Raw genomic sequence first — 21,385 nt, forward strand, 5'->3', positions numbered from 1 at the left:
GTTGGGGAAGTCTGTCACATCGGGAGAATTACCATGACCAAGCCCCTTTTCGGGCTCACGCTGGCGTGCACCGCGGCGCTGGGCCTGTCCGCCTGCAGCTCGGGCACGACGCGTGACGGCTTGCGCGGCGCGGGCTTCGGTGCGGCGGGTGGCGCGGTCGCCGGCGCACTCATCCCCGGTCTCGGCGTAGGTGAAGGCGCAGCCATCGGCGCGGCCGGCGGTGCCGCGGTCGGCGTGGCGACGTCGGACGGCAATCGTCGCTATTATCGCGACCGGCGTGGGCGGGAATATTACCTCAACGATCGCGGTCGGCGCGTCTATCGCCGCTGACCGGGGCCGGGCTGATCGGGCGGGCGCGCCTCGATCAGCTCTTCGCCGATTTCCTGAGCGCCAGCCGCACCACCGCATCGAGCCCGGCGCCCGCCCCTAGCTCATCCTCCGCCGCCTTGACCGCCGTCGCCGCCTCCGCCGGGCGGAAGCCCAGACCGGTGAGCGCCGCCACCGCATCCGCGCTCGCGCCCGATGCCGGCACCAGAGCGCCCGCAGGGCCGAGCGCCACCGCGCCGACCTTGTCCTTCAGCTCGCGCACGATCCGCTCGGCCAGCTTGGGGCCGACGCCCTGCGCCCGCGTCACCATCGCCTTGTCGCCGGCCGACACGGCACGCGACAGCTCGTCCGGCGCAAGGGCGGAGAGGATCGCCAGCGCCACGCGTGCGCCCACGCCCTGCACGCCGGTGAGCAGGCGGAACCAGTCGCGCTCGCCGGGCGAGCCGAAGCCGAACAGCGTGATCGCATCCTCGCGCACCTGCATCTCGGTCAAGAGCACGACATGCCCGCCCAGCGGCGGCATCGCCGCCAGCGTGCGCGCGGAGGCGAGGGCGAGGTAGCCGACGCCGGCCACATCCAGCACCAGATGATCCGCGCCCGCCTCCACGAGCGCGCCGCTCAACCTTGCGATCATGCCCTGTGACCAGCGATCAGGTGCGTGCCTGCATCGCCTTGGCGGTGGACAGGTGATGCGCGTGCGTCATCGACACGGCCAGCGCATCCGCCGCGTCATTGCCCGCCACCGACACGCCCGGCAGCAGCGTGGAGACCATGCCGCGCACCTGCTCCTTGCCGGCGGTGCCGGTGCCGGTGACCGCCTTCTTGACGACGCGCGGCGCATATTCGCCGATCGCCATCCCCGCCCGCGCCGCCGCCAGCAGCAGCACGCCGCGCGCCTGCACCAGCTTGATCGTCGACTGGGGGTTCTCGTTGACGAACACTTCCTCGATGCCGCAGGCGTCGGGCTGGTGCTCCTTGATCACCTCGACGAGCGCCTCGTGCAGCTCGACCAGCCGGTCGGGCAGCGCCAGCGTCTTGTCGGTGCGGATCTGGCCGTTGGCGAGATGGCGGATGCGGTTGCCCGCCAGCCCGACAATGCCCCACCCGGTGACGCCGAGGCCCGGGTCGATCCCCAGCACGGTCCAGCGACCCTTATTCTCGACGTTCATCCGCAGCACCTCCGACCCGGCGACCATATCAGGCCTGGCCGAGCTTCTCCATCACCGCTTCGGGCACATCGTAATTGGCCCAGACGGTCTGCACGTCGTCATCGTCGTCCAGCGCATCGATCAGCTTGAACAGCTGCGTCGCATCGCCCTCGTCCACGGTGACCTGCGTCTGCGGCCGCCACGCCAGCTTCGCGCCCTCCGGCTCGCCCAGCACCGGCTCCAGCGCCTTGGCGACTTCGTGCAGGCCGTCGGTCGCAGTCCAGATTTCGTGGCCCTCCTCGGTGGAGGAGACGTCCTCGGCGCCGGCTTCCAGCGCCGCCTCGAACACCTTGTCGGCATCGCCCGCGGTCGCCGGATAGGAGATCAGGCCCATCCGGTCGAACCCGTGGCTGACCGAGCCCGAGGCGCCAAGGTTGCCGCCATTCTTCGACACTGCGGTGCGCACGTTGGTGGCGGTGCGGTTGCGATTGTCGGTCAGCGTCTCGATGATGAGGGACACGCCGCCGGGGCCGAAGCCCTCATAGCGCACTTCCTCGTAATTCGCGCCGTCGCTGCCCGAGGCGTTGTTGATCGAACGCTGGATATTGTCCTTGGGCATTCCGCCCTTGCGCGCGGCGATCACCGCGGCGCGCAGGCGCGCGTTCATGTCGGGATCGGGCAGCCCCGATTTCGCCGCCACCGTGATTTCGCGGCTCAGCTTGGAAAACAGGATCGCCCGTTTCTTATCCTGCCCGCCCTTGCGGTGCATGATGTTCTTGAACTTGCTATGGCCGGCCACGCGCGGTCTCTCGTTGGAAAAGGATTGTTTCGCGATCTAGTGCGGGATGGCGTTCAGGGGAAGCGCCGCGCATCGATCCGCCACGCCGCGTCCAACAGCGCAAGCGCCAGCAGCACCGCGATCGCCGAGACGACGCCGTCGAGCAGCGCCAGGGCCGCAATCGCCTTTGGCGGCAGCGGCAGCGATGTCGCCAGCAGCACCAGCGCCAGATGGATGGCGGTGAAGGGCAGGACGATCTGCGCCACGCACGCGGCAAGCGCGGTGGCATGGCCCTTCGTCTTGGCGACGGCCCCGCGCATCGCCGCAAACGGCGCCCCGCAGGCGAGTGCCGCCGAGATGCCGGTCAGCCGGATCGTCGCGATGCTCCACGCCGCGGCGACGAGGAACGTCACCAGCCACGTCGTCGCCAGCGGACGATCTCCTAGCCCGCCGACGACGAACAGCAGATGCGACGAGATGCCGAACAGCAAGGCCATGCCCGTCTCGAACAGCGCATATCGGGCGAGCGCCCGGCTGGGCCTGCCGGGAGCGGCGATTCCGCCCAGCCGCCGCAGCACCGCACAGCCGGTGCAGGTCAGCAGCACCATGCGAACGAGCGCGGTCGCGCCCGGCGGGGCGATCACCGCCAGGTCGATCAGGTCGGACAGGGTGGTCGCGGCGAGCACCAGCAGCCACCAGCCGGGCCCCAGCGCCCGCACCGAGCCGAAGACGGCGGCGCGGGCCTCAGCCGCCGTGATGCGGCCGTGCGTCAGAAGCCGAGCGCCGAGCGATACGTCTCGAGCAGCGCGTCCGCCTCGTCGCGAGCGTTCTTTTCCATCTTACGCAGGCGGACGATGGTGCGCATCGTCTTGGCGTCATAGCCCTGGCTCTTGGCCTCGAGATAGACGTCCTTGATGTCGTCGGCCATGCCCTTCTTCTCTTCCTCGAGCCGCTCGATACGCTCGATGAAGAGGCGCAGCTGATCCGCCGCGACGTTGCCCTCGCTCATGTGATTCGGTCCCCGGAAAACGTTGAGCGCCGCCCGATAGGGGCGGCGCCCGCACGTCTCAACCCTTACTGCACCGCAGCCGGGGTGGCGGGCACGCCGCCATGCATGACGAAGTCGACCCGCTCCAGCCGCGTCACGTCCTCCAGCGGCGAGCCTGCCACCGCGATCAGGTCCGCCGCCTTGCCGGGCTCCAGCGTGCCGATCCGCTGGCTCTGGCCGAGCAGCTCGGCCGCGCCCACCGTGGCGGCACGGATCGCCTGCGCGGGCGTCATCCCCGCCCGCACCATCAGCGCGAACTCCTTGGCATTCTCACCATGCTTGGAGACGCCCGTATCGGTGCCGAAGGCGATCTTCACGCCCGAGGCGATCGCCTTGCTGTGGCTCGCCATCGCGACGGTGGCCGCTTCCTCCGCCTTGGGGATGGTGGCGGGGGGCAGCGCGCCGGCACGCGCCTGCGCCAGCGCGGTCACTGGGGCGATCATCGTCGGGACCAGGAAAGCGCCCTTTGCCTTGAACAGGCGGATCGCCTCGTCGTCGAGGAAAGTGCCGTGATCGATCGAATCGACCCCCGCCTCCAGCGCCGCCTTGGTGCCCTCCGCGGCATGGCTGTGCGCCGCCACCTTGCGGCCGAGCGCGTGCGCCGTGTCGATGATCGCGCGCATCTCTTCCGGCGTCATCGCCCGGCCGAGGCCGCCCGACACGTTGGACAGCACGCCGCCCGTCGCCGCGAACTTGATCACCTGCGCGCCCAGGCCAACCTGCGCCCGCACCGCGCGGCGGCAATCGTCCGGGCCGTCGCAGGTGTTGATCTGATGCTGGTGGACCGTGTCGGCCCACTCTTCCGCCAGACCGTTGCTGCCGTCGCCATGCCCGCCCGTCACGGACACCATGCTGCCCGCATTGACGATGGTCGGCCCCTCGACGACGCCCTGGGCGATGCCGTCGCGCAGCGCGCGGATACCGCGGGGCGAGCCGCCCAGATCGCGCACCGTGGTGAAGCCGGCGGCGAGCGTGCGGCGGGCGTTGGTGATCGCCTCCATCATGTTGTCGCCGTCGTCACGCGTCAGCCCACCAAGCCGCGCGCGCTGCGGATCGCCGCCGATGCCCCACAGGTGGACGTGCATGTCGATCAGCCCGGGCAGGACGAACTTGTCCTTCAGGTCGATCAGCCGCGCGCCCGCCTCGGGTGCGACGAAGCCGTCGCGCACCGCTTCCACCTTGCCGCCGCGCACGATCACCGTGCTCTGCCCGCGGGGCGCCTGGCCCGGCCGGTCGAGCAGCGCGCCCGCATGCACATAGGTCGCCGGCTGCGGCGCCTGTGCCGCGGCCGTGCCTGCCAGCAGCATCGCCGCTGCGATGCCGATAAACGTCTTCGTCATACTGCCCCCCTGTTTGCCCGACCGACGTGTCAGGCCTGATTCTTTGCGACGCTCGCTTCCATCCGCGCGATCCGCTCCGGCGTTGCCGGTGTCGAGAAGCGCGCCTTCCACTCACCCGCCGGCATGCCATAGACCGCCTCGCGCGCGGCGTCGCGGGTCAGCCGTCCGCCGCTCGCCTCCGACACCCAATCGCCCAGGCAGTTGCGGCAGAAGCCGGCCAGTCCCATCAGGTCGATATTCTCCGCGTCGCTGCGATGCCGCAAATGCGCGACGAGCCGGCGGAACGCGGCGGCCGCTTCTTCGTCGGTGATGTCGACAGTGACGGGCGCGGTCTCGGCGCAGGACATGGGCACACTCCCGGGTTGATCCTTGGCCGCAACCGACTATCGCCCCCGCGACGCCGAGGCCAGTATGGAAGGACATCCGGCTTGACCGAGCTTGCCGCCCCCCGGAGCCGCAAGGTCCGCGTGCTTGCCACGCTGGGCCCCGCCAGCAACACGCCGGAGATGATCCGCACGCTGTTTCTCGGCGGTGCCGATGCCTTTCGCATCAACATGAGCCACGGCGATCATGCCGGCAAGCTGCCGCTGATCCAGGGCATCCGCGAGGTGGAGCGCTCGGCCGGCCGGCCCATCTCGATCCTGTTCGACCTGCAGGGGCCGAAGCTGCGCGTCGGCGCCTTTGCCGAGGGCATCGTGCTGCTGAAGACGGGCGAGCGCTTCGTGCTCGACCGCGATCCCGCCCCTGGCGACACCAGCCGCGTCCAGCTGCCCCACCGCGAGATCTTCGAGGCGATCGAGGTGGGCGCGCGGCTGCTGCTCGACGACGGCAAGCTGGTGCTGCGCGTGACGCGCGCTTCCCCTGAGCGGATCGAGACTTTGGTCGAGGTCGGCGGCCCCCTGTCCAACTCCAAGGGGCTGAACGTGCCCGACGTGGTGCTGCCGATGGCGGCGCTGACCGACAAGGACCGGCGCGATCTCGCCTTCGCGCTGGATCAGGGGGCGGACTGGATCGCCCTCTCCTTCGTCCAGCGTCCCGAGGACGTCGCCGAGGCGCGGCGGCTGATCGGCGGCAAGGCGGCGCTCCTCGCCAAGATCGAGAAGCCGCAGGCGATCGACCGGCTGGACGAGATCCTTGAACTGGCGGACGGCGTGATGGTCGCTCGCGGCGATCTGGGTGTGGAACTGCCGCCGCAGGCGGTACCGCCCCTGCAGAAGCGGATCGTCGAGGGCGCGCGGCGGCTCGGCCGTCCAGTGGTGGTCGCCACCCAGATGCTCGAATCGATGATCAAGGCGCCCACCCCGACTCGCGCCGAGGTGTCCGACGTGGCGACCGCCATGTATGACGGCGCCGACGCGGTGATGCTGTCGGCGGAGAGCGCGGCGGGCGACTGGCCGGCCGAGGCGGTCGGCATGATGGACCGCATCGCGCACGAGGTGGAGCGCGATCCCGGCTATTCCGCGCGCATCCACTTCACCGCGACGCCGATGGAGGCGACCACCGCCGACGCGCTCGCCGGATCGTGCAAGCATATCGCGCGCACCGTCAGCGCAGCGGCGATCATTTGCTACACGCTGTCCGGCTCCACCGCGCGCCGCATCGCGCGCGAGCGGCCGGACGTGCCGATCCTCGTCCTCACGCCCAAGCGCGCCACCGCGCGGCGGCTCGGGCTCCTGTGGGGCGTCCACGCCGTCGTCACCAAGGATGTCGGCGGGTTCGAGGAGATGGTGGCCAAGGCCAAGCGCATGGCGCTCCGCCACAAGATCGCGCATGGCGGCGACCGCGTGATCATCGTCGCGGGCGTTCCCTTCGGCACGCCGGGCGCGACCAACGTGCTCCATGTCGCGCGCATCACCGGGGACGAGCTGAAGGGCTATAGCTGAGGCGAAGGTCGCGAAGGTCGCACCAAGAACGCCCTTCCGCGACCGCCACGCGCCCAGCCGAACCCCAAGGCCGCGACGGCGAGCACGAGCCCGACCAGGCCGAGCGGCAGCGGCGGAACCGCGGCGAGCGTCATCAGCGCCGCCTCCCACGCCGCCGTCCGGCCGAGCGTCTCGAACAGCAGCTGCGATCCGATGTGCATGGCTGCGACCGCGAGCATCGGCGCCCTCGACTCGCCGCGCGCCAGCAGCAGCGCCAGCGCCGCCGCGCAGAGCTGGGCCATGTGGAAGGACGTGGAGAAGGCGGAGACGAAGGACAGCCCGCCCAGACCGATCAACGGTCCGGTTAACAGCCGCGCCAGCACCGGCGGCAGCGCCAGCAGCACCGTCGCCACCATCGCCCCCGCATGCAGGCCCACCCGGCGGCGGTGACGCAGCGCGACCGCGACGAGCGTGACCAGCGTCGTCACCGCGACCAGATCGACGAGATCGAGCCGCATGCCGAACGCCGCATGAAACGGATCGGCCTTCGCGGCGGAGAGCAGAGCATTGTCGCGCATCGCGAGCAGGCTCCCAGCGGCGAACAGCGGCACCACGACGAACGTCAGCAGCCCCGCCGCGCGGTGCAGCCGCACGCGCCGCGCATGGATCGACCAGAGCTGCACCGCCACCAGCACCAGCCACGCCGTCGCGGCGAGGCCGTGCGCGTGGAAGGCGAAGGAAGCGGTGCGCATCACCCCGAAATAGCCGGGCCAGAAGGCGACGAGCACCAGCGGGAACAGCGCCAGCAGGATCCAGCGGCTGCGACGATAGGGCATCGGCCATCCCCCTTCCCGGTCAGGATGGCATGATATGGCCGATCCGGCCACACGCCCCGGTGACTTTCGGCACAGGGCGCCGGGCGTCAGCCCTCCGGATAGACGGTGAACTGCTCCACGCGCCCGCCCTGCTTCGGCTCGGCGCGCAGCACGATGCGCAGCTTGGTCGTGGGGAAGGTCAGCACGTAGCTTTCGACGGTGAAGCCGCCGCGCAGCCGCGGCGGGCCGGTGCGGACGAAGCTGGTCGGCTCGCCCAAGTGCGTCAGGCTGGTGCGGTAATCCTCCAGCGTCTGCGCGGTGAAATAGTAATTGCCGTTGTCCGTGAAGCGCGCGCGGTCGATCCGGCCGCTCCGCACCTGATCCCACAATTCGCGCGCGACGCGCGTCGTATCCGCCTGCGGGATCAGGATCGCCTCCAGCCCGTCGGCGATGGTCGTCTGCGCATTGCCGAAATCGGCATTGACCATCACCACCACGGCACCGCGGATCGGCGCATAGACGCGGTTGGCGGTGAGAAAGCCATTCGCCTCGCCGCCATGGCTGATCCGGGTGAAGCCGTTCGACCGCTCCAGCGTGACGCCGAGGCCATAGCCGGAGGGCGTGCCGTCGGTCAGCACCACCTCCTTCTCCTGGCGCTCCCACGAGGCGGGCCTGAGCACGCGGCGGTCGATCCGCGCGATGTTCCAGCGGGCGAGATCCGCCGCCGACATCGCCCAGTCGCCCGCGCCGTAGAGCCAGCCCGCGCCCTCCGGCGTCACGCGCCGCACGGGGCCGAGTGCGAATCGGTGGAAGCCCCTGGCGTCAATCGGCTCCACCGCTTCCTGCGGCACCGCGCCGGTGACGCCCGCGGGCCTGAGGATGCGCGACTGGATGAAGGCGTGAAAATCCTGCCCGCTCGCTTTCTCGACGATCCGCGCGGCGGCGACATAGCCGGTGTTGGAATATTGCCACTGGCTGCCCGGCGCGAAATCGAGCGGCAGCTTGGCCCAGCGATCGAGGATGCCCTGCGGCGCGGTCGGCTTCTCCATCGCGGAGAAGGCATAATCCTGCGGCCAGTAATCGCGGTAGCCGCTGGTATGGCTGAGCAGCTGGCGGATCGTCACCTTGTCGGCGTCGGTCAGGTCGGGCAGCCATTTCGCGACCTTGTCGTCGAGCGACAGGCGGCCCTGCTCCGCCAGCAGCAGGACGGCCGCGGCGGTGATCTGCTTGGAGACGGAGGCGATGGCGTAGCGCGCGTCCGGCAGCGCGGCCATGCGGTTGCCCCGCTGGTCGCCATAAGCGCGGGTGAAGGCGAGCTTGCCGCCGCGCACCACCGCCACCGATGCAGACGGCACCCCGGTGCGCTGCAAGGCCTGCTGGACGAGCGAATCGACCTGCGCCTCTTCGGCAGGCGTGAACGGCTGCGCCTGCGCCACAACCGGCGCGGCAAACAGCAGAAGTGCGAGGATCGGCCGCATCGTCTATCCCATCTGGTTCATGGGATGCGTGACAGGCGACGCCCTATTTGTCCAGCAGCCCCAGCGAGACGAGCTTGGCGCGCACGCCCTCGGCACCCTCGAACAGATGGCCGATCAGCCCGGCATCGTTCGCCGCGGCGACATTGTCCGCCCGGTCGTCGATGAACACGCCTTCGCACGCGCCGAGGCCGAAGCGGTCGAGCGCGAGTGCGTAGATGGCGGGATCGGGCTTCACCATCCGCTCGTCACCCGAGACGACGATGGCGCGGAAGCGATCGAACAGGTGCGATTCGCGGGTGCGGAAGGGCGGCCAGAACTCGCCCGAGAAATTGGTGATGGCGAAGAGCGGCACGCCGCGCGCATCCAGCTCCTCGACGATCTCGATCATGCCGGGGATAGGATGCGGGATCGTCTCGTTGAAGCGCGGCCCGAACGCCTCGATCAACGCGGCATGTTCGGGGAAGCGCGCGATCAGCTCGGCGCTCGTCTCCGCGAAGAGCCGGCCGGCATCGTGCTGAAAGTGCCAGTCGCGCGTGACCACTTCGGCGAGGAAGCGCTCACGCACCGCCTCATCCTCGATCAGCGCCTCGTAGAGGTAGCGCGGATCCCAATCATACAGGACATGGCCGACATCGAAGACGGCGGCGCGAACCTTGCTCATCACCGCCCCGTCCGCCCGAGCATGGAGGAGGGGCCCTGCCGGGCCCCCGACCGGATCAGCCCTGGCGCGCCTTGAAGCGACGGTTCGTCTTGTTGATGACGTAGGTGCGGCCGCGGCGACGGATCACGCGGTTGTCGCGATGGCGCCCCTTCAGCGACTTCAGAGAATTGCGGATCTTCATCGCGAGCGCCTTCGTGAACCTGTTATGCCGGAAAATGAGGCGCCGCCCCTAGCCAGGCACCGCCCTTGAGTCAACCATTTGCCGCCGCCATTTAACCAGAGCCACCGCCGTCCAGGCCAGTTCCACCAGCCCGAACGGCCACGCCCCCTGCAGAAAGCCGTAGGCCGAGCCGAGCAGACAGCCGAACGCGAAGGCCAGCGTCCACCAAGGGCTGCGTGCCTCCAGCGCATAGCAGATGAGGGTGAAACCGACCGCGAACAGCCCGAAGGCGCTCAATCCGTCGAGCGCGAAGCCGTTCAATCCTCGCCGCACTCGGCACAGGTGCCGTGCACCTCGATCACCGGGCGCGTCGGCGCGAAGCCCGTCTTGCTCGCCACCGATCGCACGCTGCCGGTCAGCCGGTCATCGTCGAGATGCGTCGCCTGCCCGCACGTGTCGCAGACGAGGAAGATGCAATCGTGCAGGCAGCCCGGATGCGCATTGGCGACATAGGCGTTCGCGCTTTCCACCCGGCGAACGAGGTTGGACGCGGTGAACAGGTCGAGGATGCGGTACACGCTGTTCGCCGCGACCCGCCGCCCCTCGGCCTTGGAGACCGCCTCGGCGATGTCATAGGCGGAGGCCGGCCGTTCGAACCCGCTGATCGCGTCGAACACGGCGGCGCGCATCGGCGTCCACTGCTCGCCCGCCGCCTTCAGCGTCGCGGCGGCAGCTTCGGCGAGCGACTCGCCCTCGTGCAGAACATGCGGATGCGCGGCCATGACGCCCAAGATAGGCGCGCGGCGCCGCCGCGTCCAGTTGCGCTCAGGTGAAGGCGCGGCGGTTGAGATCGTGGCCGAGCGCGACCAGCGCGACGCCGAGAATGGTATAGACTACCTCCGCCGGGCCGTGGCCGAGCGTCATCGCCCCCGCCATCACGCCGAGGCCAAGGCCCCCGACCGAGGCGGGCAGCATATAACCGTGCAGCATGATGCCACGGCCGAGCGCGACCGCCGCCAGCACGATGGCGAGCACCAGCCCGATCTCGTGCACCGCCGGGTGCATCAGCGCGCCACCGACCGAGGCAAGCGCCACGAGCAGCACCGACGAGGCGACGCAATGGATTACGCACAGCCCCGACAGCCCCATGGCCGCCCGGTCCAGCCAATCCGCCCATCCACCGCTTCGAGTCACGCCGAACACTCTCCTCAAGCGCGGTCTTTGGCACGAACCTCGCCGCGTTACAACATATCATCGGCAGGAGGGTTCCGGCTGCCTGCGCGAGCGTCTATGCGCCGTGGCCGATGCGTCCCGCTCCCGCTCCCCGCCCCTTGTCGCTCGCCCGCTGGCTGCTGATTGTCGCCGGGCTCGTCTTCGTCATGCTCGTCGTCGGCGGCATCACCCGGCTGACCGAATCGGGGCTGTCGATCACCAGCTGGAAACCAGTGACGGGCACCATCCCGCCGCTCACGCAGGCGCAGTGGCTGGCCGAGTTCGACGCCTATAAGCGCATCCCCGAATATCAGACGTTCAACCAGGGCATGACGCTTGAGGGGTTCAAGCGCATCTTCTTCTGGGAATATCTCCACCGGCTGATCGGCCGCGTGATCGGCCTCGCCTTCGCGCTGCCGCTCGCCTGGTATTGGTGGCGGCGGGCGATCCCGCAGGGCTACGGGCCGCGGCTGGTGGCGCTGCTGGCATTGGGCGGGCTCCAGGGCGCGATCGGCTGGTGGATGGTGAAATCGGGCCTGTCCGTCCGCACCGACGTCAGCCATGTCCGCCTCGCCGTCCACCTCCTCACCGCTCTGGTCACGCTGGGCGGGCTGGTGTGGACCGCACTCGATCTGCGCGGCCTGGCAAAGGCGGGGCGGCGGCCGGCAAAGCTGCGGCCCATGGCGGCGGCGGTGCTGCTGGTGCTGTTCGTGCAGCTGCTGTTCGGCGCATTCACCGCCGGGCTGGATGCGGGCTATGCTTTCTCCAGCTGGCCGCTGATGGGCGACGCGCTGTTCCCCGCGGGCGGCTGGCAGGCGGACTGGCCGCTGCTCACCAACCTCGTCGACAATCCGGTGGCGGTGCAGTTCGTCCATCGCTGGTGGGCCTGGCTCACCGCCGCGGCGGCGCTGGCCCTGGCGTGGCGGGCCGGGCGCGCCGGCGCGGCATGGGCGCTGCCGGCGGTTGCCGTCGTCGTCGGCCTGCAGATCCTGCTCGGCATCCTGACGCTGCTGCTCGGCGTGCCGATCGTGCTGGCGGCGGCGCACCAGGCGGTCGCGGCGCTGCTGCTCGCCCTGCTGGTGGCGGTCGCGCACCGGCTCGGGCGGCGATGATCGCCGCTGCCGCACCGCCGCCCGCCATCGTCTTCGCCCCGCCACCCACCCCCCTTCGCTACGAGACGCGGCTGGAGCGGCCCGGCGCGCGCGGGCCGATCGTGCTGCGCATGACGCACGACGTCCGCTTCACGCGCGAGGGTGCGGGCTGGCGGCTGGAGGCGGTGCAGACCGGTTATGGCGCGACCGGCTCCGCCAATGCCGCGGCCCTGCTCGATGCGGCGATGGCGCCGATGACGGGGGTGCCGGTCACGTTGATGCTCGGCCGCGGCGGGGCAGCGGGCGCGCTCATCGGTGGGGAGGCGGTCTGGGCGCGCGTGCTGGCGGGGCAGGCGGCCGCACGCCGCACGATCGCCGCGCGTCCGGGTCTGCCGCCGGCCGTGCGTGCGGCGGCCGACGGCGTGTTCGCGCAGGCAGCGGCGATGAGGCCGGCCGAGCGCCAGGCGGCACTGGCGGAATGGCCGACCGAACTGGTCGCCCCCGCGGCCGATTCGCTGCCGGCCGCGGGCGAGACCGTCGTCAGCGCCGGCCCGCTTGGCGGCCATGCACGCTGGCTGCGCGCCGATGCGCAGAGCGTCAGCTATGCGATCGACCTCGCCGGCGACGGCATCGAGCGGCGTGACGAGCTGACGGTGGAGCGTGCGACCGGCCTCGTCCTGCGCAGCGTCAGCCGCCGTACCGTGCGCCTGCCCGGCGCTCCCGCGCAGACGATGGTGCGGACGCTCCAACGCCTGCCCTGATCTGTGCGGTATCCAAATACCCGTCAGCTGCACCGCGGAATTGCTTGACTTTTCAGGGGCCGGCCCGCATTTGGCCGCCACCACGCGCCGCCCTCAGCCCTCACCGGCCGGGCGGCGCGGTTCGTTTCAGGGCCCCGGGCCCCACAACAGAGGTCATCCGCCCCATGAAGGCGCTCATGAAGACCACCAAGTCGGCGACGCCGGCGACGGTGAACAAGCAGTGGCACCTGATCGACGCCGACGGCCTCGTCGTCGGCCGCGTCGCCACGATCATCGCGAACATCCTGCGCGGCAAGCACAAGCCGAGCTTCACCCCGAACATCGACTGCGGCGACAATGTCGTCGTGATCAATGCCGACAAGGTGCGCTTCACCGGCCGCAAGGCGCAGCAGAAGGTGTATTACAAGCACACCGGCTATGCCGGCGGCATCAAGGGCGTCACGGCGGCCAAGGTGCTGGATGGCCGCTTCCCCGAGCGCGTGCTGGAAAAGGCCGTCGAGCGGATGATCCCGCGCGGTCCGCTGGGCCGCCAGCAGATGCGCAACCTGCGCATCTTCGCCGGCACCGAACATCCGCACGAAGCGCAGAGCCCGACCGTGCTCGACGTCGGCGCGCTGAACCGCAAGAACAAGGTGGGCTGAACGCCATGTCCGATAACCGCCAGTCCCTCGCCGATCTCGCCGCGCTGACCGGCGCGGCTGCCCCGGCCCCCACCCCGCAGGCGTCCGACGCCGCCGGTGGCGACTATGCCGCCACGCCCGACGCGCCGTCGCACCCGATGGCCCCGCTGCGCGAGCGCATCGTCGACGCGCAGGGCCGCTCCTACGCCACCGGCCGCCGCAAGGATGCCGTTGCCCGCGTGTGGCTGAAGCCCGGCTCCGGCAAGATCACGGTCAACGGCCGCGATCAGGAAGTCTATTTCGCACGGCCCACGCTGCGCCTCGTCATCAACCAGCCGTTCGTCGTCGCCGAGCGCACCGGCCAGTATGACATCGTCTGCACCGTCACCGGCGGCGGCCTTTCTGGCCAGGCCGGCGCGGTGAAGCACGGCATCGCGCAGGCGCTGACCCGCTACGAGCCGGTGCTGCGCTCGCCCGTCAAGGCAGCGGGCTTCCTCACGCGCGACAGCCGCGCGGTGGAGCGCAAGAAGTACGGCAAGGCCAAGGCGCGCCGGAGCTTCCAGTTCTCCAAGCGCTGATCGGCTCATCCCTCTGTTCGAAAGGGCGCTCCCGGCAACGGGGGCGCCCTTTTCTTTTGTGGAGTCAGGCGCATCGCTCCGCTTGGCGGACCGTCGCACGGCCGCTAGCGTCGCCGCCATGCTGCGCCTCCTCCCCCTCCTCTTCCTCGCCGCCTCCGCTCCGCCGGAGCCTGCCGCGCCGATCCTTTCGCCCGAGCGGATCAAGGCGGATGTCGCCACGCTCGCCGCGGACGATCTCCGCGGCCGCGGGCCGACGCAGCAGGGAGAACCGCTCACCACCGATTTCCTCGCCAAGCGCTTCGCCGCGCTCGGCCTGAAGCCACTCGGCGCCGATGGCTCCTATCTCCAGCCGGTGCCGCTGCTGCGCTGGACGCGCGGCGCGACGACGATCACCGCCACCGTCCGCGGCAAGGCCGTGCCGCTGCGCCCGGGGATCGAGATCGCCGCCTCGTCGCGCATCGCCGGCACGACGACGCTGACCGACGTGCCCGTCGTGTTCGTCGGCTATGGCGTGGTCGAGCCGCGGCTGGGCTATGATCCCTATGCGGGTCTCGACGTGCGCGGCAAAGTGGTGCTCGCGCTTGCCGGCGATCCCGATGTCGAGGCCGGACGCGATCTCGGCTTCGGCGGCCGCGCTGCCGTTCCCGCCAGCCGCACCAAGATCAGCGAGGCGCAGAAGCGCGGCGCCGCCGCCTTCCTGACCATCCACGAGGAGTTTGCCGCCAGCTATCCGTGGAGCCAGATCGCCAATGGCGATGCGATGCCCGGCTATGCGCTCGACGAGGGGGCGGAGCCGACGCCCTATGGTCTGCGCGGAAACGTGCGCGGCGACATCGGCCGGCTGATGCTGAAAGCGTCGGGGCTGAACTATGCCGCGATGAAGCGGGCGGCGCAGGCGGCCAGCTTCCGCGGCGTCATGCTGAAGGGTGTCACCCTGTCGGCCACGGTCGAGACCGCGCTCGACCGCGTCGTCAGCCACAACGTCGTCGGCCTGCTGCCCGGCAGCGATCCGAAAGCCGGCACAATCCTTTACGGCGCGCACTGGGACGCCAATGGCGAGAACGCCTCGGACCCGCCCGCCGACCAGATCCGCAACGGCGCGATCGACAATGCGACCGGCACCGCGACGCTCTTGGAAATCGCCCGCGCCTTCACCAGCGGCCCGCGCCCGCGCCGCGGCGTCGTCTTCGGCCTGTGGACGGCGGAGGAGAAGGGCCTGCTCGGCGCCAGCTGGTATGCCGGCCACCCTGCCCTGCCGCTGGAGACGACCGCCGCGCAGTTCAACCTCGATCCGCACGTCGTGCTCGGCCGCACGCGCAATCTGGAGCTGATCGGCGTCGGCCGTACCCCGCTGGAGGCGGATCTGCACCGCGTTGCGCTGGCGCAGGGTCTGCGCGTGGTGCCGGAGGAGAATAGCGAGGCGGGCTGGTATTACCGTTCGGACCATTATGCCTTCGCGCAGAAGGGCGTGCCCGGCGTCTATTTCCGCGCCGGCCGCGATCTCGTCGCCGGCGGCATGGCCGCGGGCGAGGCGAAGCGCGCCGCCTATAACTCGCGCTGCTATCACCAGCCCTGCGACGAATTTGATCCGGCATGGGACATGACCGGCGCCGCACAGGAAGGCAGCGTGGCCTTCGCGCTCGGTCGCGAGATTGCCGAGGGTGACAAGTGGCCGGCGTGGAGCGCAGGTCAGCCGTTCGCCGCAGATCGCGCACGGAGCGACGCGGCACGGCGCTGACACTCCAGAGAGGATTGGGGCCGGCCCGGAGCCAACCGATAGTTGCGCGCATTTGACATGAAATGGCGGCTTGACGGTCCGTGCTGCGACCGCGAAGTAACCTGCGCTATGCTGAACCGCGCCCTCACGCTCGCCGCCCTTCCCCTCCTCGCGCTCGCCGCCTGCAATTCGCAGCCGGAGACGGTCACCGCGGGGACGGCCGATCCCACCGCCAAGGAGGTCGCCGCCGCGCCGCCGGTGAAGCTGCCGCCCGCGATGGTGTCCAGCCTCACCTATCGCTGCAAGGACAACAGCCTTCTCTACGTCGACCTGTTCAACGACGGGATGACGGCGAACCTGCGCACCGAGAAGACGGGCACGCCCACCGTGCTGACCGCGCCGGCCAAGGGCGAGCCCTATACCGGCGGCGGCTACACCGTGGCCGGCGACGGCAAGGCGCTGACGATCACCAAGCCGGGCGGCAGCGCCCAGGCCTGCAAGGCGTAAGCCTCCCGCCTCAAGGATGATGCGGCCGGCGGGAGCGATCCCGCCGGCCTTTTTCTTGGGCGCTCAGTTCAGCGCCGCGCGGCAATCGCGGGCGCACTCGCGGCACATTTCCGCGCACAGCCGGCAATGGTCGTGATCGTGCCGCTCGCACTCGGCGGCGCAGGCCTCGCACGCGGCGATGCAGGCCTCGACGATCGCCCGGCGCGCAGTCTCGTCGGTCGCGGTCTGGCGGGCAAGGACGCGCGCGGCGGCGGCGCACGCCTCCGCGCAGTCGAGATCGAGGCGGATGCACGTTGTCATGTCCATGTCCTCGGCCAGACAGGCGTCGGCGCAGGACGTGCAGAACAGCGCGCAATAAGCGGCATGCTTCGCCGCGGTGGCGAGCGCCTCGACATTGGCGGCGGGCGACGGGTGCAGCCCCATCATCTTGTGGACGGACATGGCCGGGCTCCTCTGGCGGTGAGATGGGCGAACCGGCGCATCCGTCGCGGGGTTCCCGGCTGACAGCGCGCACAGCCTCGGCTATCCGCTCGCGCATGACCAGCATCACGCCCGACATCGTCGCCGAGCACGGCCTGTCCCCCGAGGAATATGAGCGGGTGCTGCACGCGCTCGGGCGCGAGCCGAACCTGGTCGAGCTCGGCATCTTCTCGGTCATGTGGTCGGAGCACTGCTCCTACAAGTCGAGCCGCATCCACCTGAAGAAGCTGCCGACCGAAGGGCCGCACGTCATCTGCGGCCCCGGCGAGAATGCCGGCGTGATCGACATCGGCGACGGGCAGGCGGCCATCTTCAAGATGGAGAGCCACAACCACCCGAGCTACATCGAGCCCTATCAGGGCGCGGCGACAGGTGTCGGCGGCATCCTGCGCGACGTGTTCACGATGGGCGCGCGGCCGGTGGCGAACATGAACGCGCTACGCTTCGGCCGGCCCGATCACCCGAAGATGCGCCACCTGATCGCCGGCGTCGTCCACGGCATCGGCGGCTACGGCAATTGCGTCGGCGTGCCGACGGTGGGCGGCGAGGTGAACTTCCACCCCGCTTATGACGGCAACATCCTCGTCAATGCGATGACGGTGGGCATCGCCGATCAGGACAGGATCTTCTATTCGGCGGCCTCGGGCGTCGGCAATCCGATCGTCTATGTCGGCTCCAAGACGGGGCGCGACGGCATTCACGGCGCGACGATGGCGTCCGCCGATTTCGGCGAGGATGCCGATGCCAAGCGGCCGACCGTGCAGGTGGGCGATCCGTTCACCGAGAAGCTGCTGATCGAGGCGTGTCTGGAGCTCATGGCCTCCGACGCGATCGTCGCGATCCAGGACATGGGTGCGGCGGGCCTCACCTCCTCCTCAGTCGAGATGGCGTCCAAGGGCGGCGTCGGCATCGAGCTGATCATGGACGACGTGCCGCAGCGCGAGACCGGCATGACGCCCTATGAGATGATGCTGTCGGAGAGCCAGGAGCGGATGCTCATGGTGCTGAAGCCCGGCCGCGAGGATTTCGCCGAGGCGATCTTCCGCAAGTGGGCGCTCGATTTCGCCGTCATCGGCCACGTCACCGACACCGGTCGCATGGTGCTGAAGTGGCGCGGCGATACGGTGGCGGACATCCCGCTGGCGCCCCTCGCCGACGAGGCGCCGCTCTACGACCGCCCGCATGTTCCTACGCCGCCGCCCGCGCCGCTCGGCGACGTGCCCGAGTCGGCTGACGCTTCGGCGGACCTGCTTCGCCTGATCGGCTGCCCCGATCTCGCTTCGCGCCGCTGGGTGTGGGAGCAATATGACCACATGGTCGGCGCTGATACGGTGCAGGCGCCCGGCGGCGATGCCGCGGTGGTGCGGGTCCACGGCACGGACAAGGCGCTGGCGATCACCACCGATTGCACGCCGCGTTACTGCTTCGCCGATCCCAAGGCCGGCGGCGCGCAGGCGATCGCCGAGGCGTGGCGCAACCTGACCGCGGTCGGCGCGACGCCGCTCGCCGTGACCAACTGCCTCAACTTCGCCAATCCGCAGCGGCCCGAGATCATGGGCCAGATCGTCGGCTGCCTCGAAGGCATGGCGGAGGCGTGCCGCGCGCTCGATTTCCCGATCGTGTCGGGCAATGTCAGCCTCTACAACGAATCCAAGGCGACGGGCGGCGGCAGCGCGATCCTGCCCACCCCCGCGATCGGCGGCGTCGGCCTGATGGCGGACTGGCGCCGCGCCGCGCGCGTCGGCGGCATGGGGGCCGGCGACGACCTCTGGCTGGTGGGCGACTGGGGCCGCCATCTCGGCCAATCCCTGTGGCTGCGCGAGTTGCACGGCCGCGAGGAAGGCCCGCCGCCCCCGGTCGATCTCGCCGCCGAGCGGGCGAATGGCGATGCGGTGCGCGCGCTGATCGTCGCCGGGCGCCTGACCGCGGTGCACGATCTCGCCGATGGCGGGCTGCTCGTCGCGCTGGCGGAGATGGCGCTGGCGAGCGGCCTGGGCGTGACGCTGGACCGGGACGTGCCGCTCACCGCCGCCGCCTTGTTCGGCGAGGATCAGGGCCGTTACGTGCTGGCGACGGCCAACTCCGATCCGGTGGTGCGCGCGCTGGCGGCCGCGAGCGTGCCGCATCTTTTCCTCGGCTCGGCCGGGGGCGATGCGGTGGCGGGCGTGCCGCTGGCCGAGCTGCGCCGCGCACATGAGGGCTTCTTTCCCGCGCTGATGGGCAGCGCGGCCGACGCGCTGGCATGAGGTGAGCGAGCGCATCGCCACGCTGGACGTCGTGCGCGGCGTGGCGGTGCTCGGCATCCTCGCGATGAACATCGTGTCGCTCGGCCTGCCGGGCTATGCCTATGTCGATCCGAATTATTATGGCGGGGCCGACGGGCTGAACCTCGCCGCATGGGCGGCCGCCTATGTGCTGTTCGACGGCAAGATGCGCGCGCTGTTCACGATGCTGTTCGGCGCATCGCTGCTGATCGTCACCGATGCGGCGGAGGGGCGGACGCCCGGGCCCGCCCGGACGCATTATGCGCGCATCTTCTGGCTGTTCGTGTTCGGCATGATCCACGGCTGGCTATTCTGGTTCGGCGACATCCTGGTGGAATATGCGGTCGCCGGATCGCTGCTGTTCCTCGCGCGGCGCTGGCCGGTCAGCGCGCTCCTCTATGCCGCCGGGCTGCTGTTCGCCGCGGACATCGCGCGCCAGCTGATCACGTGGCACGATCTCACCCACCTGCAGGCGATCGTCAGCACGCCCGGCGCGCCGGCCGACGCGATCGCCGCGTGGCGGCAGGCGCTCAGCATCAGCGCGCCGGACCCCTCGGTGATCGCGCGCGAACTGACGCTCTATCGCGGCGGCTTTCTCGACGCGTTCGCCGCGCGAAAGCCGATGATCCTGCTGTTCCAGACGGTGTTTCTGCCGTTCCTGCTGTGCGGCACGCTTGGCATCGGACTGCTCGGCATGGCGCTCTACCGGCTGGGCTTCTGGCAGGGCACATGGCGCGCGCTGTCCTACCGCCGCTTCGTCGTGGCGGGGGCGATCGGTCTCGCCGGCACCGCGGCGATCGCGCGGACGATCGTCGCGCATCGGTTCGACGTGGCGTTCCTGCCGCTGACGGATGCGCTCAGCCAGCTCATGCGCCTCCCGATCGCCCTCGGTTATGCATCCGCGCTGATTCTGCTCGTCCGAAGCGGGCGAGCGTCGGGGCTGGTCTCCCGTCTGGCGGCGGCGGGCCGGCTGGCGTTCACCAACTATCTCGGCACCACGCTCGTCATGACGACGATCTTCTACGGCTACGGCCTGGGCCTGTTCGGCCGGCTCGAGCGGGCGGAGCTCTACCTGCTCGTGCTCGGCCAATGGATGCTGATCCTGCTCTGGTCGAAGCCCTGGCTCGCCCGCTTCCGCTATGGCCCGTTCGAGTGGCTCTGGCGCAGTCTCGCGCGGTGGGAGGCGCAGCCGATGCGACGAACAGCTATTGCGAAGGATTATCAGTAGCGGTATCGTGCTCGCAGAATCAAAGCGGAGAGGCCCTCAGATGATCGTCTGCGTTTGCAATGCGATCAAGGAGCGCGACGTGCGCGGTGCCGCACGTGCCGGTGCGGCAAGCCCGTGCGCTGCTTATGCCAGTCTCGGCCGCCGTGCCCGGTGCGGCCAGTGCGTGCCCTTCGCGCGCGAAATCATCGCCTCCGAACGCGCCACCATCGCGGCCTGACCGGCGCGACCTTGCCCTGAGAACGACTCGCGCGAGTCGTTCGCGCTTCGTTTTGGGGGCATGCGGCGTTATCCGCACGGCATATCCCCCAAGATCAGGAGCCGGCCGTGAAGGGCGACGCAAAGGTCATCGATTATCTGAACGAGGCGCTCAAGAACGAGCTGACCGCGATCAACCAATATTGGCTGCATTACCGGCTGCTCGATCACTGGGGCATCGAACGTCTTGCCGAATATGAGCGGCACGAATCAATCGACGAGATGAAGCATGCCGACTGGCTGTCGGCGCGCATCCTGTTCCTGGATGGCCTGCCTAATTTCCAGCTGCTCGGGCGCCTGCGCATCGGCGAGTCGACCGAGGAGGTGCTGAAGGCCGATCTCGCGCTTGAGGAGGACGCGATCCCGCTGCTCCGCGACGCCATCGCCCATTGCGAGACTGTCCGCGATTTCATCAGCCGCGATCTGTTCAAGCAGATCCTCGCCAATGAGGAGGAGCATGTCGACTTCCTCGAGCGGCAGTTCGACATGATCGAGCGGATGGGCATCCACAACTACATCCAGCTCCAGTCGAAGCCGGCGGGTGAGCAGGAAGGCGCGGTAAAGGGCTGAGGCTCGCGACGTCGCCCCGGTCGGCTGCCGGGGCGGCTTACGCCACGCGCCGGCCGAACCCGCCGGCGCGCGTGCGTAGCGGGTTCAACTCCCGGTCGAACAGCGCCATGGTCGCCTCGAACAGCGGGCGCAGGCGCACCACGTCCTCGATCAGTTCGTTCGGACCGTCATGCGTCTCGATGCAGCGGCGCGCGGTCATCTCGATCAATTCGGCCAGCATCGACAGCGGCATCGCGCCGAACTGCGCCGCCTCGCCCTTCAGCGTATGTGCGGGCATCACCAGCGCGACGGGATCGTTGGCGCGCATCGCCGCCTCGATCGCGCGGACGGATTTGGCGCCATCCTCGCGAAAATAGCCGACGATCCGGACGAACTCGGCACCCAGCTGCGCGCGTGCCCGGGCGAAGGCAGGCCAGTCGACGATCGCTTCGCTCTGCATGCGGCTGCCCTTCGGCCCCGCGGGAGGTGGGGCGACGCCGATGTCT

The 21,385-nt window shown here is 69.9% G+C and carries 28 protein-coding genes; 12 read left to right on the plus strand and 16 right to left on the minus strand.

Going from position 1 to position 21,385, the window contains the following annotated elements; translation table 11 throughout:
* Positions 1-33 precede the first annotated feature (33 nt).
* Positions 34-330: a hypothetical protein gene (locus BM360_RS14185; RefSeq protein WP_093315687.1), complete on the plus strand. Its 297-nt coding sequence runs from the start codon at positions 34-36 to the stop codon at positions 328-330.
* Between the two features lie 34 nt (positions 331-364).
* Here the strand turns inward: BM360_RS14185 and ruvA are convergent, their stop codons facing one another.
* The 7 genes from ruvA to BM360_RS14220 form a co-directional block, all read right to left on the minus strand.
* Complete coding sequence (gene ruvA, locus BM360_RS14190) at positions 365-961, minus strand: Holliday junction branch migration protein RuvA (protein WP_093315688.1); 597 nt, start codon at positions 959-961, stop codon at positions 365-367.
* 16 nt (positions 962-977) lie between these two features.
* A complete protein-coding gene (gene ruvC / locus BM360_RS14195; protein WP_093316064.1) occupies positions 978-1,496 on the minus strand; it encodes a crossover junction endodeoxyribonuclease RuvC in 519 nt (172 codons plus the stop codon).
* Between the two features lie 28 nt (positions 1,497-1,524).
* Positions 1,525-2,274 carry a YebC/PmpR family DNA-binding transcriptional regulator gene (locus BM360_RS14200; protein WP_093315689.1) on the minus strand — a complete coding sequence of 250 codons (750 nt, stop codon included), beginning with the start codon at positions 2,272-2,274 and terminating at the stop codon, positions 1,525-1,527.
* Positions 2,275-2,327: 53 nt separating this feature from the next.
* Positions 2,328-2,972, minus strand: coding sequence for a hypothetical protein (locus tag BM360_RS14205; RefSeq protein ID WP_093315690.1), 645 nt, complete (start codon positions 2,970-2,972; stop codon positions 2,328-2,330).
* Between the two features lie 50 nt (positions 2,973-3,022).
* Positions 3,023-3,262, minus strand: a complete 240-nt coding sequence (locus tag BM360_RS14210; protein WP_093315691.1) for a DUF2312 domain-containing protein — start codon at positions 3,260-3,262, stop codon at positions 3,023-3,025.
* Positions 3,263-3,327: 65 nt separating this feature from the next.
* Entirely contained in the window at positions 3,328-4,641 is a 1,314-nt protein-coding gene (locus tag BM360_RS14215; protein ID WP_093315692.1) for a metal-dependent hydrolase family protein, read from the minus strand.
* Positions 4,642-4,670: 29 nt separating this feature from the next.
* Entirely contained in the window at positions 4,671-4,988 is a 318-nt protein-coding gene (locus tag BM360_RS14220) for a DUF1244 domain-containing protein (RefSeq protein ID WP_093315693.1), read from the minus strand.
* Between the two features lie 81 nt (positions 4,989-5,069).
* Here BM360_RS14220 and pyk point away from each other — a divergent pair, with 81 nt between their 5' ends.
* On the plus strand, positions 5,070-6,524 hold the full coding sequence (gene pyk, locus BM360_RS14225) for a pyruvate kinase (RefSeq protein ID WP_093315694.1): 1,455 nt from the start codon (positions 5,070-5,072) through the stop codon (positions 6,522-6,524).
* Here pyk and BM360_RS14230 read toward each other — a convergent pair.
* From BM360_RS14230 to BM360_RS14260, 7 genes are all read right to left on the minus strand, one after another.
* Positions 6,515-7,339: a hypothetical protein gene (locus tag BM360_RS14230; protein WP_093315695.1), complete on the minus strand. Its 825-nt coding sequence runs from the start codon at positions 7,337-7,339 to the stop codon at positions 6,515-6,517. The genes pyk and BM360_RS14230 overlap by 10 nt on opposite strands.
* A gap of 86 nt (positions 7,340-7,425) precedes the next feature.
* Positions 7,426-8,796, minus strand: coding sequence for a serine hydrolase domain-containing protein (locus BM360_RS14235; protein ID WP_093315696.1), 1,371 nt, complete (start codon positions 8,794-8,796; stop codon positions 7,426-7,428).
* A gap of 43 nt (positions 8,797-8,839) precedes the next feature.
* A complete protein-coding gene (locus BM360_RS14240) occupies positions 8,840-9,457 on the minus strand; it encodes an HAD-IA family hydrolase (protein ID WP_093315697.1) in 618 nt (205 codons plus the stop codon).
* 55 nt (positions 9,458-9,512) lie between these two features.
* Positions 9,513-9,638, minus strand: a complete 126-nt coding sequence (gene ykgO / locus BM360_RS14245; protein WP_004210176.1) for a type B 50S ribosomal protein L36 — start codon at positions 9,636-9,638, stop codon at positions 9,513-9,515.
* A 48-nt stretch (positions 9,639-9,686) separates the two neighbouring features.
* Entirely contained in the window at positions 9,687-9,938 is a 252-nt protein-coding gene (locus BM360_RS14250) for a hypothetical protein (protein ID WP_093315698.1), read from the minus strand.
* Positions 9,935-10,399 carry a Fur family transcriptional regulator gene (locus BM360_RS14255; RefSeq protein ID WP_093315699.1) on the minus strand — a complete coding sequence of 155 codons (465 nt, stop codon included), beginning with the start codon at positions 10,397-10,399 and terminating at the stop codon, positions 9,935-9,937. The genes BM360_RS14250 and BM360_RS14255 overlap by 4 nt, the downstream gene beginning before the upstream one ends.
* Before the next feature lie 43 nt (positions 10,400-10,442).
* Positions 10,443-10,766 carry a MerC domain-containing protein gene (locus tag BM360_RS14260; protein ID WP_093315700.1) on the minus strand — a complete coding sequence of 108 codons (324 nt, stop codon included), beginning with the start codon at positions 10,764-10,766 and terminating at the stop codon, positions 10,443-10,445.
* Between the two features lie 155 nt (positions 10,767-10,921).
* Here BM360_RS14260 and BM360_RS14265 point away from each other — a divergent pair, with 155 nt between their 5' ends.
* The 6 genes from BM360_RS14265 (at position 10,922) to BM360_RS14290 (ending at position 16,103) form a co-directional block, all read left to right on the plus strand.
* Positions 10,922-11,941: a COX15/CtaA family protein gene (locus BM360_RS14265; protein WP_093315701.1), complete on the plus strand. Its 1,020-nt coding sequence runs from the start codon at positions 10,922-10,924 to the stop codon at positions 11,939-11,941.
* Complete coding sequence (locus BM360_RS14270; RefSeq protein WP_093315702.1) at positions 11,938-12,681, plus strand: hypothetical protein; 744 nt, start codon at positions 11,938-11,940, stop codon at positions 12,679-12,681. Before BM360_RS14265 ends, BM360_RS14270 begins: the two co-directional genes overlap by 4 nt.
* A gap of 164 nt (positions 12,682-12,845) precedes the next feature.
* Positions 12,846-13,322, plus strand: coding sequence for a 50S ribosomal protein L13 (gene rplM / locus BM360_RS14275; protein WP_093315703.1), 477 nt, complete (start codon positions 12,846-12,848; stop codon positions 13,320-13,322).
* Positions 13,323-13,327: 5 nt separating this feature from the next.
* Positions 13,328-13,879 carry a 30S ribosomal protein S9 gene (rpsI, locus tag BM360_RS14280; RefSeq protein ID WP_093315704.1) on the plus strand — a complete coding sequence of 184 codons (552 nt, stop codon included), beginning with the start codon at positions 13,328-13,330 and terminating at the stop codon, positions 13,877-13,879.
* Between the two features lie 118 nt (positions 13,880-13,997).
* Positions 13,998-15,617 (plus strand): M28 family peptidase, encoded by a 1,620-nt coding sequence (locus BM360_RS14285; protein ID WP_093315705.1) that lies wholly within the window; start codon positions 13,998-14,000, stop codon positions 15,615-15,617.
* 108 nt (positions 15,618-15,725) lie between these two features.
* Positions 15,726-16,103 carry a hypothetical protein gene (locus BM360_RS14290; protein WP_093315706.1) on the plus strand — a complete coding sequence of 126 codons (378 nt, stop codon included), beginning with the start codon at positions 15,726-15,728 and terminating at the stop codon, positions 16,101-16,103.
* A 63-nt stretch (positions 16,104-16,166) separates the two neighbouring features.
* Here BM360_RS14290 and BM360_RS14295 read toward each other — a convergent pair whose 3' ends face one another.
* Positions 16,167-16,544 carry a four-helix bundle copper-binding protein gene (locus BM360_RS14295; protein WP_093315707.1) on the minus strand — a complete coding sequence of 126 codons (378 nt, stop codon included), beginning with the start codon at positions 16,542-16,544 and terminating at the stop codon, positions 16,167-16,169.
* A gap of 95 nt (positions 16,545-16,639) precedes the next feature.
* Between BM360_RS14295 and purL the strand changes: the two genes are divergently transcribed.
* The 4 genes from purL to bfr all read left to right on the plus strand — a co-directional run bounded on the left by purL (position 16,640) and on the right by bfr (position 20,900).
* A complete protein-coding gene (purL, locus tag BM360_RS14300) occupies positions 16,640-18,829 on the plus strand; it encodes a phosphoribosylformylglycinamidine synthase subunit PurL (RefSeq protein ID WP_093315708.1) in 2,190 nt (729 codons plus the stop codon).
* 1 nt (position 18,830) lies between these two features.
* Positions 18,831-20,075: a DUF418 domain-containing protein gene (locus tag BM360_RS14305; protein WP_093315709.1), complete on the plus strand. Its 1,245-nt coding sequence runs from the start codon at positions 18,831-18,833 to the stop codon at positions 20,073-20,075.
* A gap of 40 nt (positions 20,076-20,115) precedes the next feature.
* Entirely contained in the window at positions 20,116-20,292 is a 177-nt protein-coding gene (locus tag BM360_RS14310) for a (2Fe-2S)-binding protein (RefSeq protein ID WP_093315710.1), read from the plus strand.
* Between the two features lie 107 nt (positions 20,293-20,399).
* A complete protein-coding gene (bfr, locus tag BM360_RS14315; protein WP_093315711.1) occupies positions 20,400-20,900 on the plus strand; it encodes a bacterioferritin in 501 nt (166 codons plus the stop codon).
* Positions 20,901-20,937: 37 nt separating this feature from the next.
* Here the strand turns inward: bfr and BM360_RS14320 are convergent, their stop codons facing one another.
* Positions 20,938-21,339, minus strand: a complete 402-nt coding sequence (locus tag BM360_RS14320; RefSeq protein WP_093315712.1) for an Hpt domain-containing protein — start codon at positions 21,337-21,339, stop codon at positions 20,938-20,940.
* Positions 21,340-21,385: the final 46 nt, after the last annotated feature.

Origin of the sequence: Sphingomonas jatrophae (assembly GCF_900113315.1) — a bacterium.
GTDB classification, from domain to species: domain Bacteria; phylum Pseudomonadota; class Alphaproteobacteria; order Sphingomonadales; family Sphingomonadaceae; genus Sphingomonas_P; species Sphingomonas_P jatrophae.